Genomic DNA, 16,493 nt, shown 5'->3' on the forward strand with positions numbered 1-16,493 from the left:
GTCCGGTGTCCGCACCCCCGCGGCGGACACCGGACCCGGTTCCCGGACCCCCGGTGATGTCAGGGCTTCTCACCCTCGGCGTCGACGACGGCGGCCTCGACCCGGGCTTCGCTCAGCGTGATCTGACCGGCCTTGAACTTCTCCGGCGGCAGTTTCGACCTGCCGGAGGAGAGCTGGTACGTGTAGTCCTCGGTGACCACGAACCGCTGTCCGGCGTAGTCGAAGGTGGTCGGGTCGATGAGGATCTCGCGCTGCTGGTGCGTGCCGTCCTCCTCCCGGGTGATGGCGATGACCTCGCGCCCGGCCGCGTCCTTCACCAGGTGGTCGGTGACGTGCAGCCCGGGGACGGTGGCCAGCGCCCGGTAGACGCGGGCGAGGGCGCGGGGTGCGATCGGGTAGGCCTCGACCATCAGCCCCATCGCGCGGAAGCTGTGCACGGCCTCGGGCTCGGGCAGGCTCTCGGGGGGGTGGCCCGTCGGATAGAACGAACGGACCTTCGCCAGCAGCCGCGCCGGATCGTCGGGAAGCTCATCGGCGGCCCGGTACACATCGCGGGACGTGCGGTAGTCGTCGTCCTTCCCGTTCCTGGCCGCGGCGGAGTTGTCGTACGGGACCCAGTTGTCGGGGTTGTACGACATGTGGCCGACGTCCGAGCCCTCCGGCTGGGCCATCACCGTCTTCGTATAGATCCACTGATCGTCGCGCGGCTCGGTCGGGGCGGGCTGCTTCTCCAGTGCGTCGGCGGCCCGGTTCAGCACCTCGGCGGGGCTGTCCAGCCGCAGGGTGCCGGTCGTCGAGGCGGGGCCGGAGCGGTCGGGGGCGGCGGCGTCGACGAGCTGGGTGCCGAGCACGGCCGCCACGGTGATGGCGGCTGCGGCACCGAACGCGGCGACCCGCCAGTCGGCCCGCAGCCGACGGGCACGGCGGCCCGAGGCGGCGGCCTCGGTGAGCTGCAGGCGACCTGGGGCGAGTGCCGAACGGTCCGGAACGGGTGCGTCGGCGCGCAATTCGCGCAGCACGGTCATTTCGTCCATGACGAGGTCAGCTCCATGGCGTCGGGCGTGAACGAGGGATCCAGGCTGAGCGCTTCACGTACCTTGCGGCGGGCGCGATTGAGTCGGGACCGCACGGTGCCGAGAGGGACGCCGAGCGCCTCGGCGACCTCCTGGTATCCGAGGTCGGCCCAGGCGACGAGCAGCAGCACATGGCGATCGCCGGGAGACAGCGAGGCGAGCGCCCCGGCCAGCGGCCCCTGCGCGGAGATCCGGTCGTCGCAGCGGTCGCTCCATGAAGCGGCCACCGGGTCCTGCCCGGTACGGGCCAGGGCTCGCAGGGCCCTCTCCTCGCCACGTCGTTGCTTGCCGATGAGGTTCGCGGCGATGCCGTACAGCCAGGGGCGGGCGCTGCGGCGCGTGCGGTCGTAACGGCGCCGCGAGCGGAACGCGATGAGGAAGGTCTCCGCCGTGATGTCGTCCGCCGCGCCCTCCCCGAGGCGGCGGACGGCATAGCGGTGGATGTCGGGCGCGTGGCGGTCGTAGAGCCCGGCGAAGATCTCGGGCTGCTCCAGCGACTGCGCGACGATCTCGGCGTCGTCGTCGGGGCTGGCCGGCGGTCCGGTCACATCGGCTCCTGGGGGCTCGGCGGATGAGCGTGTCATCCCTTGTTGCCCGCAGGGCGCGGAAAGGTTCACAGGATTTCGGAGCGCCTTGGCGCGAGGACTCCGGTGCGCCGGTCCGGTGCCATGTCGGTGTCGACCGGTCGCGGGCCGTCGGCACCGCAGACGGTTCTCCCGGCACACCCCACCACGGGGTGTGCCGGTCGCCGTGCGAGCCGCGGGGTCAGCCGTCCCGCTTGTCGCGGCCTCTGCGCAGGGCGATGAGCAGGGCCAGCGGCGGGATGATCAGGAGCCAGATGATGACGATCGTGCCGGGGTCCGGGTTCGGTTCGTCCAGCTCCATGAACATGGACACGGTCGCGATCAGGCCCCAGATCGCCGTCGCGATGCCGGACAGCCAGATGAGGACGGTCCGGGCCAGCCGTGCGCCCTTGGACTGCGGGGTGCCGCCCGGACGGCTGCCCTGTCTTCGGGGGCGGGGGATGCGGTCCGGGTCGCGGGGCGGCATGTGGATCACTGCCGAGGGCGGTACGCCCGCGTCGATCACGGCCAGGCGGTCCGGTGTGAGGCCCTTGTGGAGCGTGGGCTCGACGCGGATCTGGAAGCCGTCCAGGCCCGTGAGGTGGCGGCCGCCGTCCGGGTGGACGAGCAGGGCCGCGCACGCGTCGTACCGGACGACGACCGTGCCGGAGTCGGTGGCCAGGGACACGGCCTCGGGGGCCACCGTCAGCAGGACGGAGTCGTCCTCCAGCGAGCTGTGTCGGCTGCCCGCGCTCGTCCTGGTCCAGCTGGACCATTGGGGGGCTTCGGCGAAACCGGCCCAGTCGGCGCCCCGGCCGGGAACCTGGAGCAGTGCCGTGGAGTGCAGCTCGCGGGCGACCTCGCGAAGGTCGTCGAGGGTGACGGCGGCGAGTTCGGCCAGGTGCTCGTCGGGGGTGAGGTTGCGATGCCCGGTCAACAGGTTCAGGGCGTACGAGGGCAGCCGGGACGCGCCGATGTCCGGGGCGTCGTACTGCTTGAGGAACTTGGCACGGGCCGAGTCGAGTTCGGACTGCTCGATGTTGCCGGCCCGCAGGCGGGCCAATGCGTCGACGAAGCCGCCGACCACCGCGCCGTGCTTCTTCGGGAGCGCGTCGGCGAAGGCGGTGATGGTCGCGAAGTCGTTGTCGCGCGGGCTGTACCCGGCGTCGGCGGTGTACGAGTAGCCGCCCCTTTGGCGCAGGTCCGTGTAGAGCGCCCGGCTGAGCACCTCCGTGAACAGCGGCGCCGCCGTCGAGCGCCGCACGATGCCGTCCAGAACGACGCCGCCGCTGTCGCCCGTGATGTACGCGGGCGTGACGGGGAGCGCCGATGTCGGGGCGGGCAGCGGCTGCGGCACGCCTGCAGGGAGGGCGAGGTCGAGGCCTTCCGGCACGGTGCCGGCGGTGATCCATAGCACGGCGTTGTCACGGGTGAAGCGGGTGCGCGCCCAGTCGCGTACGGCCTCGGCGCTCAGATGCCAGGTGCCGAGCTCGCTGTAGCTGCTGAGCCCGTAGCTCTGGGCACCGTAACGCCACAGCGGCAGCTGGTGGTTGGGGCCGGCGCTGCGGCCCGCCGCCTCGGTGCGCAGGATCTCGCGCTCGGTCTCCAGCCGCTCCACCGGCAGATCCCGCAGGGCCGCGCAGACACCGTTGAGGTAGGTGGTGACCTCCTCAGGCGTGCCGGTGACATGGAAGAGCGTGTACGTGGCGGCGGTGGCGCCGTTGTAGTGCAGGTCGGACACACCGTGGCGGTGCAGAGCGAGGTGTTCGACGAGGTGCGTGATGCCAGAGGTGGCGAGGGTCTCGTCGGCGACTCCGACGCGGAAGAAGAGGCCCGCGGTGACCGGGCCGGGGGCCGCGGCGAGCACCGTACGGATGCCGTCGACCTCGGTCTCCCGGATGTCCGGGTCCGAGGCCGTGGCGGGTCTGTGCGCGGAGGTTTCCTGGGACATCGGCTCAGCCCTTCGACAGTGCGGTCTTGCGGTGCTTGAGGAACAGGGCTTCTTTGCCGCCGAAGTAGTCCCAGGGCGACGGGGTGGCCTTGTTGCCGAGGGTGCGGAAGAACGGTGCGGCTTCGCGGTGGTGGCCGCCCAGGCTGAGCGCCCCGGCGAAGTCGTTGTGGTCGCCGATCCAGTGGAAGCCGGGCCGGTAGTCGGGGTGTTGCACGGAGAGGGCGGCGGCGGCCAGGATCTCGTCACGGACCTCGGCCGAGCGCAGATAGTCGCTGTGGCCGTTGTCGGCGGTGTCCAGCCAGCGCTCCAGGTGCAGCTCGGCGATGAGTCGGCCCGCGTGGCTGCCCGGCGGCGCCGACTCCAGACAGGCGCGCGCGAACCCCTGCGCCTCCTCCCAGCTGCCGCCCCACTTCGGGCACAGCTGCTGGAGCAGCAGGGTCTGCGCGTGGATGTGGTGCGGGTGGTGCTCGGCCAGCCGGTCGTACCGCCGCCGTGCCTCGCTCTGTCCGAGTTCGAGCCCTCGTGCGGTGGTCAGCCGGGTCGCCCACGCCAGTGCGTACGTGGGGTGCTCGGCGCACACGTCGATGAGCAGCTTCTCCGCGCGCCGCAGCCAGTCGTGGAACTGCCGGAACTGGTCGCGTGAGACGTGTTCGGCACGGTAGGAGCTGCGGATGTCCCAGCCGACGCTGATGTACCGGATGGCCAGCAGGGTCCGGGCGAGGGCGGAACCGGGGTGCTCGGCGACGACCCGCTCCAGAAAGCGTTCGCAGGAGCTGAGGTCGTAGAAGAGCCCCGAGGCGATCGCCCGGTCGTCCTCGTGGTCGAGGGAGCCGAAGTACGCCTCGGCGGACGCCCAGTCGTCGTTGCGTACGGCGGTCCGGAGACCGGCGAGCGAGGGGATGTTGACGCACGGGTCGAACTCCGCGCGTATCGGGGGAGCGGTGGGAGACATGACAGTCCTCGGAGCGGACGCGACCGGCTGCCGCACGGGCTCGGTGTTCCGAGCGCGCGTGGGCATGCAGGTGGGGCGGAAAGAAAGCGGTCAGGCGAACGCGTGTGCGTGGGGTGCACGCGAAGAAAACGCAGGTTAGCAGGCCGTACTGACAGCGAGACAGCGACTTCCGCGGGCCGGGACCGGACCGCCCGTGGCTACCCCGTGAGTGTCGGCCCGCTCTCGCAATCGTGGCAATTGCGGGAGCGGAAGGCCCGGTCGCAGTGGTCGCAGTTCTGGAGTGGGGGTGGTCGGGGCCCGCCGGGTCGCGGTTCACCGGGACGTGACACACCGGCTCGCGACTGTCACGATCCGGTGAGGGCTACCTCCGCCCAGACGGTTTTGCGCGGGAAGGGGCCGACCTGCACGCCCCACCGGATGGCGATCGCCTCGACGAGCAACAGCCCGCGCCCCGCCTCGGATTCATCGCTCCGCTCCGGTACTCGGGGCAGCACATCCCCGCGAGCATCGGCGACCTCGATACGGAGCGTGTCCCCGGTGACGGTCAGCATGATGCGGAAGTCCCGCCCCGGCACGTACCCGTGCAGCGCGGCGTTCGACGCCAGTTCGGCGATGACATGCCCGGCGTCCTCCAGCGGCAGCCCCCACGAACGGAGTTGCTCGGTGGCGAGCAGCCGGGCGAGTCGGGCACCCCGACGGGTGGCGGAGAGCTGCACGGCGAACTGGCCGTTGCGGGCACGCGGTTGGGTGATTTCTCGGTTCACGTCACTCAGCGTGGCCGCGGATGCCTACTCTGCATAGCAGTGACGTGCGTACGGACAGTGACTGTCCAGTGGTTGTACGGGTCTGTCCATCCGGTACGGCGTCGAGCGCGAATCGGTGCGGGCACGGGTGGAGGCGGGTGTCGTATGGCGGACGAGGACAACGGCAACAACAGGGACAACACGGCGGATGGCCCGGACTGGGAGTTCGACGTCGAGGACGACTCGGGCGCGGTGATCGCGGCGGTCGGCCGACAGATCCGACTCTGGCGCGAGGCGGCCGGCCTGCGTGCGAAGGAACTGGGCGACGCGATTGGCTACGGGGAGAACCAGGTCTACAAGGTGGAGGCCGGGAAACGCATCCCCAAGCCGGAGTTCCTGGACGAGGCGGACGAAGTCCTGGGAGCGGGCGGCAAACTCGCCGCGATGAAGAAGGACGTGGCGGAGGCGCGGTACCCGAAGAAGGTCCGTGATCTGGCGAAGTTGGAGGCGAACGCGGTCGAGATGGGTGCGTACGCCAGCGATGTTGTGCACGGTTTGCTCCAGACCGAGGATTATGCCCGCGCCCTATACAAGGAGCGGCGCCCGGCGTACACCGAGGACCAGGTGGAGCGCTTGGTGGCCGCGCGCATGGCCCGCCAGTCGGTCTTCGCTCGATGCCCTGCCCCTCTGTTGACATTCGTCCAGGAAGAGGCGTCACTGAGGCGGCCGATCGGAGGCAAAATGGTGTTGCGTAGGCAGCTCGAACGCCTGCTAGAACTAAGCGGGTTGAGGCATGTCGAGGTCCAGGTCATGCCGATGGACACGGAGGAGCATGCGGGGCTGGCCGGTTCGCACCGGGTGCTTAAGCTGAGTGACGGCATGGCTGTGGGGCACAACGAGGTCCAGCTCACCAGCCGCCTGATCACCGATCCCAAGGAGGTACAAATCCTTGAGATGCGGTATGGCCTGATCCGGTCCCAGGCGCTCACGCCTCGGTCGTCGCGGACCTTCATCACGGAATTGCTGGGAGAGACATGAGTGCCAAGCCCTCGGCCGGAAATACTTCCGGGTTGACGTGGTTCAAGAGCAGCTACAGCAGCAATGACGGCCCTGACTGCGTCGAGGTTGCGGAGACTGCGAGCACGATCCACGTACGCGACTCCAAGAACATCCCGGGCCCGCGCCTCGGCTTCGCGCCGTACGCCTGGGCGGAGTTCGTCACGTACGCCTCCGGTAACTGATCACCGCGCCCACCAGCACCCGCCCCGTTACCCTTCCTCCTGGGGAGCGGGGCGGTCATGCTGTCGGCAACGCCCCTGGTCCGGCGACCGTCGCGAGTGCCCGTACCCGGAGACTCCGCTGCGACGCCGCGCCCGCCGCTGTTACCGCCATGCCGCGAGCACGTCTTCGGGACCCCAGTGGGCGGCCGGCCCCTCCGCCGCCGCACCCGTCGGCGGCCGGCGGCTGACCGCGATCAGGGCCGCGCCTTCCGCGCCCGGCACCTGCTGTACCGCTGATGCGAGCTCCGCAAGATCCCGTACGCCAAAGGGTGTGAGGTGCGGTGCGGATGCCGTGGCTGAGCGAGCCCGGCCTTGCCCGAGGCGGCGTGGAGCCGCGCCCGGAACGACGGGCGCGGCCGGCGGGTCCCCCCGATTCCGATTTGCGGCTCGGGAGTCCGGCCGCACCCTGGACTGGGGGCCCGGCAGTACATCCGAGAGGACAACACGCATGCCCACGGTGACCACACGTGACGGTGTCGAGATCTTCTACAAGGACTGGGGCCGCGGCCGCCCCGTCGTCTTCATCCATGGCTGGCCCCTGAGCGGGGACGCCTGGCAGGACCAGCTCAAGGTGGTCGCGGACAACGGGTTCCGCGGCATCGCGCACGACCGTCGCGGCCACGGCCACTCCACCCCGGTCCGGGACGGCTACGACTTCGACACTTTCGCGGACGACCTCGACGACCTGATCACCCAACTGGACCTGCGGGACGTCACGCTGGTCGCGCACTCGATGGGCGGTGGCGAACTCGCCCGCTACATCGGCCGCCACGGCACCGACCGGATCAGGTCCGCGGTGCTGCTCTCGGCGATCTGTCCGCTGATGCTCCAGGGCCCCGACAATCCGAAGGGCGTACCGCAGTCGGTCTTCGACGGCATCAAGAAGGGCATCCTCGCCGAACGTTCGCAGTTCTGGAAGGACGCATCGGTCGGCTTCTTCGGCGCCAACCGCGACGGCAACAAGGTCACCCAGGGCAACAAGGACGCGTTCTGGTACATGGCCATGCAGGAGACCATCGAGGGCGGCGTCGCCTGTGTGGACGCCTTCGCGGCCACGGACTTCCACGAGGACCTGAAGAAGTTCGACATCCCCACGCTCGTCGTGCACGGTGACGACGACCAGATCGTTCCCATCGACGCCACGGGCCGTAAGGCGGCCCAGCTCATCCCGGACGCGACGCTCAAGGTCTACGAAGGCGGTCCCCACGGCATCGCCCTCGTCCCGGGGTACAAGGAGAAGTTCAACAAGGACCTCCTGGAGTTCCTCAACCGCTGAACCGCTGAACCGCTGAACCGCCGGACACGGCCCGGGGACGGGCCCTGGCGGCGACGGCCGCCGTCTGGTCGGCCTTGTGTTCCCGGGACGGCGGCCAACCCGCGTCGGCCGGGCCGCAGCCTGCTGCTGGAGGGCCCCAGGCCGGCCGCCGCGGCCGCCGCGGCGGCCGCGGCACCGGCTTCTACGACCGGGTCATTCGACCCAGGCACTTCGGGAAGCCGGTGGGTGTGACGCCGGGACGGCTCGCGCTGCCGCGGAATGCGCGCTGTCACTTGACGTCGACGTAGTCGCCGCCACCCGTCGCGCCACCCGTCGTGGCCTCGGGGGTGTGCCGGTGCGGGTTCGGCAGGCGGTGAGGGTGAGGTGCGAGACCTTCGGTCGCGCGCTGTCCTCGATCGCCGGAGGGGCTCGATTTCTGCCGCCCCGTTCGCCTTCTGCGACGATGCGAAGAAGAGGGGCGGGCGACCAGGAAGGGAATGGTATGTGCGGAATTGTCGGATACGTTGGTGGGCAGTCGGCACAGGACGTCGTCGTCGCGGGTCTCAAGCGCCTCGAATACCGCGGATACGACTCGGCGGGAATCGCCGTCCTCGCGGACGGCGGTCTGGCCGCCGCGAAGAAGGCCGGGAAGCTCGTCAATCTGGAGAAGGCGCTGGCCGAGGCGCCGCTCCCGGCCGGGACCACCGGCATCGGCCACACCCGCTGGGCCACCCACGGCGCCCCCACCGACGCCAACGCCCACCCGCACCTCGACAACGCCGGCCGCGTCGCCGTCGTGCACAACGGGATCATCGAGAACTTCGCCGTTCTGCGCGCCGAACTCGCCGAGCGCGGCCACGATCTGGCCTCCGAGACCGACACCGAGGTCGTCGCGCATCTCCTCGCCGAGGCGTTCTCGTCCTGCGCGGACCTGGCGGAGGCGATGCGCCAGGTGTGCCGGCGCCTTGAGGGCGCCTTCACTCTGGTGGCCGTGCACGCGGACGCGCCCGACGCGGTGGTCGGGGCCCGGCGCAACTCGCCGCTCGTGGTCGGGGTGGGGGAGGGCGAGTCGTTCCTGGCCTCCGACGTGGCCGCGTTCATCGCGCACACCCGCTCCGCGATCGAGCTGGGGCAGGACCAGGTGGTGGAGCTGCGGCGGGAGGGCGTCACCGTCACCGACTTCGACGGGCGGCCCGCCGACGTCCGCGAGTACCACGTGGACTGGGACGTCTCCGCTGCCGAGAAGGGCGGCCACGCCTCCTTCATGCTCAAGGAGATCGAGGACCAGCCCAAGGCCGTCGCCGACACCCTCCTCGGGCGGATCGACGGCGCGGGCACGCTCCACCTCGACGAGGTACGGATCACCCCCCGCGAGCTCCGCGAGGTCGACAAGGTCGTGATCGTCGCCTGCGGCACCGCGTTCCACGCCGGGATGATCGCCAAGTACGCCATCGAGCACTGGACCCGCGTTCCCTGCGAGACCGAGCTGGCCAGCGAGTTCCGCTATCGCGACCCGATCCTCGACCACCGCACCCTCGTCGTCGCGATCTCCCAGTCCGGCGAGACCATGGACACCCTGATGGCCCTGCGGCACGCCCGCGAACAGGGCGCGAAGGTCCTGGCCATCTGCAACACGAACGGCTCCACCATCCCCAGGGAGTCCGACGCCGTGCTCTACACGCACGCGGGGCCCGAGGTCGCCGTGGCCTCCACCAAGGCCTTCCTCACCCAGCTCGTCGCCTGCTATCTCGTCGCCCTGTATCTCGGGCAGCTCCGCGGCACGAAGTGGGGCGACGAGATCCGGACCGTCATCCGCCAGCTCTCCGAGATCTCCGGGGCGGTCGAACAGGTCCTGGAGACCATGGAGCCCGTTCGCGCGCTGGCCCGCTCCCTCGCCGACCACGACACCGTGCTCTTCCTGGGCCGCCACGTCGGCTATCCCGTGGCCCTGGAAGGCGCGTTGAAGCTCAAGGAACTCGCGTACATGCACGCCGAGGGGTTCGCCGCGGGCGAGCTCAAGCACGGGCCGATCGCGCTCGTCGAGGACGATCTGCCCGTGGTCGTGGTCGTGCCCTCGCCGCGCGGCCGGTCGGTGCTGCACGACAAGATCGTGTCGAACATCCAGGAGATCCGGGCCCGCGGCGCCCGCACCATCGTCATCGCCGAGGAGGGCGACGAAGCGGTCGTGCCGTACGCCGACCACCTCATCAGGATTCCCGTTACGCCTACGCTGCTTCAGCCGCTGGTGTCCACCGTGCCGCTGCAGGTCTTCGCCTGCGAGCTGGCGACGGCCCGCGGCAACGATGTGGACCAGCCGCGCAATCTGGCGAAGTCCGTGACCGTGGAGTAGCGAGCAGTGAAGGAACACGCGTGATCATCGGGGTCGGGATCGATGTGGCCGAGATCGAACGGTTCGACGCGGCGATGGAGCGTACGCCGCACCTGGCCGACCGGCTCTTCGTGGAGAGTGAGCTGCTGCTGCCCAGCGGCGAGCGGCGCGGTATCGCCTCGCTCGCCGTGCGGTTCGCCGCCAAGGAGGCTCTCGCGAAGGCACTCGGCGCACCGGCCGGCCTGCTCTGGACGGACGCCGAGGTGTACGTCGAGGACAGCGGACAGCCCCGGCTGCGGGTCAGCGGCACGGTCGCCGCGCGCGCGGCCGAACTGGGCGTACGGAACTGGCACGTGTCGCTCAGCCATGACGCGGGGGTGGCGTCGGCCGTGGTGATCGCGGAGGGTTGAGCACATGCGTACCGCCTACAGCGTTCAGACCGTACGGGCCGCCGAGCGTGCCCTGATGGACCGGCTCCCCGAGGGTGCCCTGATGCAGCGCGCCGCGGCGGGACTCGCGGCGGCCTGCACCGATGTGCTGCGCCGGCGCGGACGGGTGTACGGGGCCCGGGTCGTCCTGCTCGTCGGCAGCGGCGACAACGGGGGCGACGCGCTGTACGCGGGCGCCCGGCTGGCCCGCCGCGGCGCGGGCGTGCGCGCCGTGCTCACCTCGCCCGGCCGCGCCCACGAGGGCGGGCTCGCGGCGCTGCTGGCGGCGGGCGGGCGCGTGGCGGAGGGCGACCCGGCGACGAGCGCCTGGGGCGGGCACATCGATCTCGTCGTGGACGGGATCACCGGCATCGGCGGGCGGGGCGGACTGCGCCCGGACGCCGCCGCGCTGGTGCGGGCCTTCGAGGCGACCGGCGCGGCCTTCGTCGCCGTCGACCTGCCCAGCGGGGTCGAGGCCGACTCCGGCGAGGTGCCCGGAGAGGCGGTGCGGGCCGACGCCACCGTCACCTTCGGCACGTACAAGCCGGGGCTGCTCGTCGACCCGGCCGCCGGCCTGGCGGGCGCGCTGCACCTGGTCGACATCGGGCTCGGGCCGGAGCTGCCGGACGTACCCGACCTGGAGGCGCTGCAGTACGCGGACGTCGCCGCGCTCCTGCCGGTGCCCGCGAGCGAGAGCGACAAGTACCGGCGGGGTGTCGTCGGCATCGTTGCCGGGTCGGCGCGGTATCCGGGGGCGGCGGTGCTGGCCGTCTCCGGGGCGCTGCGGGGCGGTGCCGGAGCCGTGCGGTACGTCGGTCCCGGCGCCGGCGCGGTGATCGCCCGCCATCCGGAGACGCTGGTCCACGCGGGGCCGCCGTCGAAGGCGGGGCGGGTGCAGGCATGGGTCGTCGGGCCCGGGCTCGGTGACGGTACGGAGGCCGTCGAGGCGGTCCGTGGCGTGCTGGCCGCGGACGTTCCGGTGCTCGTCGACGCGGACGGGCTGCGGCTGCTCGACGCCGCCGCCGTACGCGCGCGCACCGCGCCCACCGTCCTCACCCCGCACGCCGGTGAGGCCGCAGCCCTGCTCGGCGTCCCGCGCGAGGAGGTCGAGGCGGGGCGGCTCGCCGCCGTACGGGAACTGGCCGCCCGCTACCGCGCCACGGTCCTGCTCAAGGGGTCGACGACCCTGGTCGCCACCGACACCGCGCACACCCCCGTACGGGTCAACGCGACCGGTACCTCCTGGCTGGCCACGGCCGGCAGCGGCGACGTCCTCTCCGGCCTGACGGGCTCCCTGCTGGCGGCGGGCCTCGCCCCGCGCGACGCCGCGTCGGTCGGCGCGTATCTGCACGGCCTGGCCGCCCGCCACGCCGCGGACGGCGCTCCCGTCGCCGCGCAGGACGTCGCGGAGGCGATTCCCGCGGCGTGGCGGGACGTACGGGCCTGAGTGATCCTGGGCCGGACAGCGCCGGGCAGCAGGGGGCACGGCGGGCGGACGCCGACAGGAGGCCGATCGTGGGCACCAGCAAGGGCAGCGGTACCGACGTGCGCGTACGCCGGGTGTACGACCCGCAGGAGGACGGCGACGGCACCCGCGTCCTCATCGACCGGCTCTGGCCGCGCGGCGTGGCCAAGGACCGGGCCGGGATCGACAAGTGGCTCAAGGACGTCACCCCGTCGACCGAGCTCCGTGCCTGGTACCACGAGGACCGCACCGGCACCCGCTTCGACGAGTTCACCGACCGCTACCGTGCCGAACTGGCCGACCCCGCCCACACGGCGGCCGTCGACGAGCTGGTGGAACTGGTCCGCGAGGGCGGCCCGGTGACGCTCGTCACGGCGGTCAAGGACGTACCGCACAGCCATGTCCCGGTCCTCGTCGACCATCTGGAACACGAGCTGCGCCGGCACTGAGATGGACCGCCGCGGCACAGCGGACGCCCCTGGCGACGGCCCCGGGCCGACCCGCCGCCCGCAGGGCCCGCCGTACGCCTCTGAGAGACTGGGCGCGATGAACGAGACAGCGTCCTTGAGAGCCCGTGCCGAGATCGACCTCGCCGCATTGCGCGCCAATGTGCGTGAACTGCGCGCGCGGGCGGCCGGTGCGCAACTCATGGCCGTCGTCAAGTCCGACGCGTACGGGCACGGGGCGGTGCCCTGCGCCCGCGCCGCGCTGGAGGCCGGGGCGACCTGGCTGGGCACCGCGACGCCGCAGGAGGCGCTCGCGCTGCGGGCCGCCGGGCTCGGCGGCCGGGTGCTGTGCTGGCTGTGGACGCCGGGCGGTCCCTGGCGCGAGGCGATCGAGGCCGACATCGATGTGTCGGTGAGCGGGATGTGGGCCCTGCGCGAGGTCGTCGCCGCGGCCACGGAGGCCGGCGTCCCGGCCCGTGTCCAGCTCAAGGCCGACACCGGCCTCGGACGCAACGGCTGCCAGCCCGCCGACTGGCCCGAGCTGGTCGCCGCCGCCCGCGCCGCCGAGGACGCGGGCACGGTCAGGATCACCGGCCTCTGGTCCCACTTCGCCTGCGCCGACGAGCCGGGCCACCCCTCCATCGCCGCTCAGCTGAACGTGTTCCGGGACATGGTCGCGTACGCGGAGAAGGAGGGCGTCGATCCCGAGGTGCGCCACATGGCCAACTCCCCGGCGGCGCTGACGATCCCCGAGGCGCACTTCGATCTCGTACGGACCGGGATCGCGATGTACGGCATCTCGCCCAGCCCCGAGCTCGGCACCCCGGCCGACTTCGGGCTGCGTCCCGTCATGACGCTCGTCGCGTCGATCGCCCTGGTCAAGCAGGTGCCGGCCGGTCACGGGATCAGTTACGGACACCACTACACGACCTCCGCCGAGACGACCCTGGGCCTGGTGCCGGTCGGCTACGCGGACGGCATCCCGCGCCATGCCTCCGGCCGCGCGCCCGTCCTGGTCGGTGGCGTGTGGCGGCGGATCGCGGGCCGGGTGGCCATGGACCAGTTCGTCGTCGACCTCGACGGGGACGAGATCGAGGTGGGCAGCGAGGCGGTCCTCTTCGGCCCCGGGGACCGGGGCGAGCCGAGCGCCGAGGACTGGGCGCAGGCCGCCGACACGATCGCGTACGAGATCGTCACCCGGATCGGCACCCGTGTGCCGCGCATCCATCTGCATGGCACCCCGGCCGAGTCCTGACCGATCAAGCGCCCCTGACCAGGCACGATCTGAGCACGACTGGAACAGACCAGCCCTGACCTGACGGACACGACCGACGAGGAGCGCGGCACGGTGAGCGAGATCAGCGCGGGGGACGCGGTGACGGACGCCGCTACGGCGGTCGGCTGGCGCCGGGCGGGGTTCGCCGGGGCCGCCATAGGTGTGATCGCGGCCGGAGCCGCCGCGGGCGTCGCGGTCGAGCGGCTGACCGTGGGCCGGGGCATGCGCAGGAGGGCCAGGCTGGCGCTGGACGCCTCGGGGCCGTACGGCTCGCTGCGCGGACTGCCCGGCCGGGCCACGGCCGACGACGGCACCGAGCTGTACTACGAGATCGACGAGGTCGAACCGGACGGCGCTTCGGGGACCGGTCCGGACGGCGAGAGCACCACCGCCACCGGGGCCGGCACGCGCCGCCGTCGGCTCTTCGGCCGCAAGGCACCCGCCCCCGTCACCGTGGTCTTCAGCCACGGCTACTGCCTCAACCAGGACTCCTGGCACTTCCAACGGGCGGCGTTGCGCGGTCTGGTCCGAACCGTCCACTGGGACCAGCGCAGCCACGGCCGCTCCGAGCGGGGCCGGGCCCAGGCGGACGGGGTGACGGTCGGCATCGACCAGCTCGGCCGGGATCTGAAGGCGGTCATCGACGCGGCCGCCCCGGAAGGGCGGCTGGTGCTGGTCGGGCACTCGATGGGCGGCATGACGATGATGGCGCTCGCCGAGCAGTACCCCCAGCTCATCCGGGACCGGGTCGCCTCCGTGGCCTTCATCGGCACATCGAGCGGGAAGCTCGGCGAGGTCAGTTTCGGGCTGCCGATCGCGGGTGTGAACGCGGTGCGACGGGTGCTTCCCGGGGTGCTCAGGGCGCTCGGCTCCCAGGCCGAACTGGTGGAACGGGGCCGGCGGGCGACCGCCGATCTCTTCGCCGGTCTGATCAAGCGGTACTCGTTCGGCTCGCGGGACGTGGACCCGGCGGTCGAACGGTTCGCCGAGCGGCTCATCGAATCCACCCCGATCGATGTGGTCGCCGAGTTCTACCCGGCCTTCACCGAACACGACAAGAGCCACGTGCTGCCGGCCTTCCGCGACCTCCCGGTGCTGATCCTGGCGGGCGACAAGGACCTGGTGACGCCCAGCTCGCACAGCGAGGCCATCGCGGACCAGCTCCCGGAGGCGGAGCTGGTCATCGTCCCGGACGCCGGTCATCTGGTGATGCTGGAACACCCGGAGACGGTGACGGACCGGCTGGCGGACCTGCTGGTACGCGTCGGAGCGGTGCCGGCAGCGGCTAACGTTGGCGGGCATGGAAGCACCGCACAACAGCCTGACGGCTGAGCCAGACGAAGGCGCCGCGCCGGGCACCGTCACCGTGCGCCTGGCCGTCGAATCCCCCGAACAGATGCAGGCCCTCGGCCGCCGGATCGCCGCTGTCCTGCGCCCCGGCGACCTCGTGATGCTCACCGGTGAGCTCGGCGCCGGGAAGACGACGCTGACCCGGGGGCTCGGCGAGGGCCTCGGGGTGCGTGGCGCCGTGACCTCGCCCACCTTCGTGATCGCCCGGGTCCATCCGTCGCTGACCGGCGGTCCCGCGCTGGTCCACGTCGACGCGTACCGCCTGGGCGGCGGGCTCGACGAGATGGAGGACCTGGACCTCGACGTGTCGCTGCCGGAGTCGGTGGTGGTCGTGGAGTGGGGCGACGGCAAGGTCGAGGAGCTCTCGGACGACCGGCTGCAGGTGGTGATCCACCGCGCGGTCGGTGACACGGACGACGAACGGCGCGAGGTGACGCTGGTCGGCATCGGCGCGCGCTGGGCGGGGCTGGGCGAGGTCTGAGCGCGGGACGCACTTTCCGACAGCGTGTCGGTACATTGTTGCGCCGGGCGGGGCGGGCGTGGTCACATGGATGGTGAGAGCGGGTTAGGTCTGCCTAACCATGCCTTCCGCCGGAGCCTCAGGAGGCATCCATGACGACGTCCGCCGACCGTGAAGTGCCGCCGCCATCGATGAGAGACCTGCTGTCGGCCTGCGCCGCGGCCACGGCGGTCTCGACCCCGCCCGCGCCGTCCACGGACCAGGACCGGGCCACCGCCGTTCCAACGGATGACGCGGAAACGGACCCCGACGCGGAACCCGCCGCATCCGCCCCGGGACGCCGGGCCGGCTGAACCCGCGGGTTACGGGACGACGACCACTGTCGTGCGTACGGTCGCGAACTCCCACATCGCGTTCCCGTCGGCCCGGGACATCCGTACGCCGCCCGTCTTCAGCGCCGGGTTCGGGCTCTCCATCGAGCCGTCCAGCGCCGCGCTGAATCCGACGGACACGCCGTCCACCATCGTGAACCGCACGACGTGCTCGATCATCACGCCGTCCGAGCCCTTCGTGGGGGGCCCCTGGCGCGGGGTGCCCACCTGGTACGTCCCGGGCTTGGGGTTCAGCGCGCTCGGCATGACCTCGAAGGTCCGGGTCACCTTCCCGGCCTCGTCGACGAGCCACACCTGACGGTCCTCCAGGGCGTACACCACGCGCTTGCCGGTACCGGAGCCGGCCGGGAGCGCGGCCGGAGGCTTCTTCTTGTCCTTCGGCTTGTCATGGCCGGTGGCGGGGGCGCTGCTGGAGACCTTCGGCTTGGGCGCGGCCACGGAATCGGGGGCGTTCGCCGATGCCTGGTAGGCCAGGAAGCCGACCGCGGCGAGAGCCGCCGCAGTGAGCCCGGCCACGATTCCCGAGCTGC

Annotated in this window: 17 protein-coding genes; 11 read left to right on the forward strand and 6 right to left on the reverse strand. The window is 71.8% G+C overall.

Annotation, left to right across the window (positions count from 1 at the left end):
• Positions 1 to 59: 59 nt before the first annotated feature.
• From ABZ826_RS03530 to ABZ826_RS03550, 5 genes are all read right to left on the reverse strand, one after another.
• Positions 60 to 1,034, reverse strand: a complete 975-nt coding sequence (locus ABZ826_RS03530) for a CU044_5270 family protein (RefSeq protein WP_361441469.1) — start codon at positions 1,032 to 1,034, stop codon at positions 60 to 62.
• On the reverse strand, positions 1,022 to 1,621 hold the full coding sequence (locus ABZ826_RS03535; protein ID WP_361441472.1) for an RNA polymerase sigma factor: 600 nt from the start codon (positions 1,619 to 1,621) through the stop codon (positions 1,022 to 1,024). Before ABZ826_RS03535 ends, ABZ826_RS03530 begins: the two co-directional genes overlap by 13 nt.
• A 217-nt stretch (positions 1,622 to 1,838) precedes the next feature.
• Positions 1,839 to 3,587: an insulinase family protein gene (locus tag ABZ826_RS03540; protein ID WP_361441475.1), complete on the reverse strand. Its 1,749-nt coding sequence runs from the start codon at positions 3,585 to 3,587 to the stop codon at positions 1,839 to 1,841.
• A gap of 4 nt (positions 3,588 to 3,591) precedes the next feature.
• Positions 3,592 to 4,539: a hypothetical protein gene (locus ABZ826_RS03545; protein WP_361441478.1), complete on the reverse strand. Its 948-nt coding sequence runs from the start codon at positions 4,537 to 4,539 to the stop codon at positions 3,592 to 3,594.
• Positions 4,540 to 4,883: 344 nt separating this feature from the next.
• Complete coding sequence (locus ABZ826_RS03550; RefSeq protein WP_361441481.1) at positions 4,884 to 5,303, reverse strand: ATP-binding protein; 420 nt, start codon at positions 5,301 to 5,303, stop codon at positions 4,884 to 4,886.
• A 144-nt stretch (positions 5,304 to 5,447) separates the two neighbouring features.
• Here ABZ826_RS03550 and ABZ826_RS03555 point away from each other — a divergent pair, with 144 nt between their 5' ends.
• From ABZ826_RS03555 to ABZ826_RS03605, 11 genes are all read left to right on the forward strand, one after another.
• Positions 5,448 to 6,320, forward strand: a complete 873-nt coding sequence (locus ABZ826_RS03555) for a helix-turn-helix transcriptional regulator (RefSeq protein WP_361441484.1) — start codon at positions 5,448 to 5,450, stop codon at positions 6,318 to 6,320.
• Positions 6,317 to 6,523: a DUF397 domain-containing protein gene (locus tag ABZ826_RS03560; RefSeq protein ID WP_361441487.1), complete on the forward strand. Its 207-nt coding sequence runs from the start codon at positions 6,317 to 6,319 to the stop codon at positions 6,521 to 6,523. Before ABZ826_RS03555 ends, ABZ826_RS03560 begins: the two co-directional genes overlap by 4 nt.
• A 487-nt stretch (positions 6,524 to 7,010) precedes the next feature.
• Positions 7,011 to 7,838: an alpha/beta hydrolase gene (locus tag ABZ826_RS03565; RefSeq protein ID WP_361441490.1), complete on the forward strand. Its 828-nt coding sequence runs from the start codon at positions 7,011 to 7,013 to the stop codon at positions 7,836 to 7,838.
• Between the two features lie 481 nt (positions 7,839 to 8,319).
• Complete coding sequence (gene glmS, locus ABZ826_RS03570; RefSeq protein ID WP_361441493.1) at positions 8,320 to 10,167, forward strand: glutamine--fructose-6-phosphate transaminase (isomerizing); 1,848 nt, start codon at positions 8,320 to 8,322, stop codon at positions 10,165 to 10,167.
• A gap of 20 nt (positions 10,168 to 10,187) precedes the next feature.
• Complete coding sequence (locus ABZ826_RS03575) at positions 10,188 to 10,556, forward strand: holo-ACP synthase (protein WP_361441496.1); 369 nt, start codon at positions 10,188 to 10,190, stop codon at positions 10,554 to 10,556.
• A gap of 4 nt (positions 10,557 to 10,560) precedes the next feature.
• The gene (locus tag ABZ826_RS03580; protein WP_361441499.1) at positions 10,561 to 12,021 is read left to right on the forward strand and encodes an NAD(P)H-hydrate dehydratase; all 1,461 of its coding nucleotides are present in this window, start codon (positions 10,561 to 10,563) and stop codon (positions 12,019 to 12,021) included.
• A gap of 68 nt (positions 12,022 to 12,089) precedes the next feature.
• The gene (locus ABZ826_RS03585; protein WP_361441502.1) at positions 12,090 to 12,488 is read left to right on the forward strand and encodes a DUF488 family protein; all 399 of its coding nucleotides are present in this window, start codon (positions 12,090 to 12,092) and stop codon (positions 12,486 to 12,488) included.
• Between the two features lie 97 nt (positions 12,489 to 12,585).
• Positions 12,586 to 13,740: an alanine racemase gene (gene alr, locus ABZ826_RS03590; protein ID WP_361441505.1), complete on the forward strand. Its 1,155-nt coding sequence runs from the start codon at positions 12,586 to 12,588 to the stop codon at positions 13,738 to 13,740.
• 93 nt (positions 13,741 to 13,833) lie between these two features.
• Positions 13,834 to 15,093, forward strand: a complete 1,260-nt coding sequence (locus tag ABZ826_RS03595; RefSeq protein ID WP_361441507.1) for an alpha/beta hydrolase — start codon at positions 13,834 to 13,836, stop codon at positions 15,091 to 15,093.
• Entirely contained in the window at positions 15,062 to 15,592 is a 531-nt protein-coding gene (tsaE, locus tag ABZ826_RS03600; RefSeq protein ID WP_361441509.1) for a tRNA (adenosine(37)-N6)-threonylcarbamoyltransferase complex ATPase subunit type 1 TsaE, read from the forward strand. Before ABZ826_RS03595 ends, tsaE begins: the two co-directional genes overlap by 32 nt.
• Before the next feature lie 131 nt (positions 15,593 to 15,723).
• Positions 15,724 to 15,924: a hypothetical protein gene (locus ABZ826_RS03605; protein WP_361441511.1), complete on the forward strand. Its 201-nt coding sequence runs from the start codon at positions 15,724 to 15,726 to the stop codon at positions 15,922 to 15,924.
• 9 nt (positions 15,925 to 15,933) lie between these two features.
• Here the strand turns inward: ABZ826_RS03605 and ABZ826_RS03610 are convergent, their stop codons facing one another.
• The gene (locus tag ABZ826_RS03610; protein WP_361441816.1) at positions 15,934 to 16,479 is read right to left on the reverse strand and encodes a hypothetical protein; all 546 of its coding nucleotides are present in this window, start codon (positions 16,477 to 16,479) and stop codon (positions 15,934 to 15,936) included.
• Positions 16,480 to 16,493: the final 14 nt, after the last annotated feature.

Source organism: Streptomyces sp. NPDC047515, from assembly GCF_040643055.1.
Lineage (GTDB): Bacteria > Actinomycetota > Actinomycetes > Streptomycetales > Streptomycetaceae > Streptomyces.

Excerpts from the sequence above, each read along its gene's own strand:
- ABZ826_RS03555 (WP_361441484.1), top strand. The coding sequence starts at position 5,448 with ATGGCGGACGAGGACAACGGCAACAACAGGGACAACACGGCGGATGGC.
- alr (WP_361441505.1), top strand. The coding sequence starts at position 12,586 with ATGAACGAGACAGCGTCCTTGAGAGCCCGTGCCGAGATCGACCTCGCC.
- ABZ826_RS03540 (WP_361441475.1), bottom strand. The coding sequence starts at position 3,587 with ATGTCCCAGGAAACCTCCGCGCACAGACCCGCCACGGCCTCGGACCCG.
- ABZ826_RS03580 (WP_361441499.1), top strand. The coding sequence starts at position 10,561 with ATGCGTACCGCCTACAGCGTTCAGACCGTACGGGCCGCCGAGCGTGCC.
- ABZ826_RS03530 (WP_361441469.1), bottom strand. The coding sequence starts at position 1,034 with ATGGACGAAATGACCGTGCTGCGCGAATTGCGCGCCGACGCACCCGTT.
- ABZ826_RS03545 (WP_361441478.1), bottom strand. The coding sequence starts at position 4,539 with ATGTCTCCCACCGCTCCCCCGATACGCGCGGAGTTCGACCCGTGCGTC.
- ABZ826_RS03605 (WP_361441511.1), top strand. The coding sequence starts at position 15,724 with ATGACGACGTCCGCCGACCGTGAAGTGCCGCCGCCATCGATGAGAGAC.
- glmS (WP_361441493.1), top strand. The coding sequence starts at position 8,320 with ATGTGCGGAATTGTCGGATACGTTGGTGGGCAGTCGGCACAGGACGTC.
- ABZ826_RS03565 (WP_361441490.1), top strand. The coding sequence starts at position 7,011 with ATGCCCACGGTGACCACACGTGACGGTGTCGAGATCTTCTACAAGGAC.
- ABZ826_RS03560 (WP_361441487.1), top strand. The coding sequence starts at position 6,317 with ATGAGTGCCAAGCCCTCGGCCGGAAATACTTCCGGGTTGACGTGGTTC.
- tsaE (WP_361441509.1), top strand. The coding sequence starts at position 15,062 with ATGGAAGCACCGCACAACAGCCTGACGGCTGAGCCAGACGAAGGCGCC.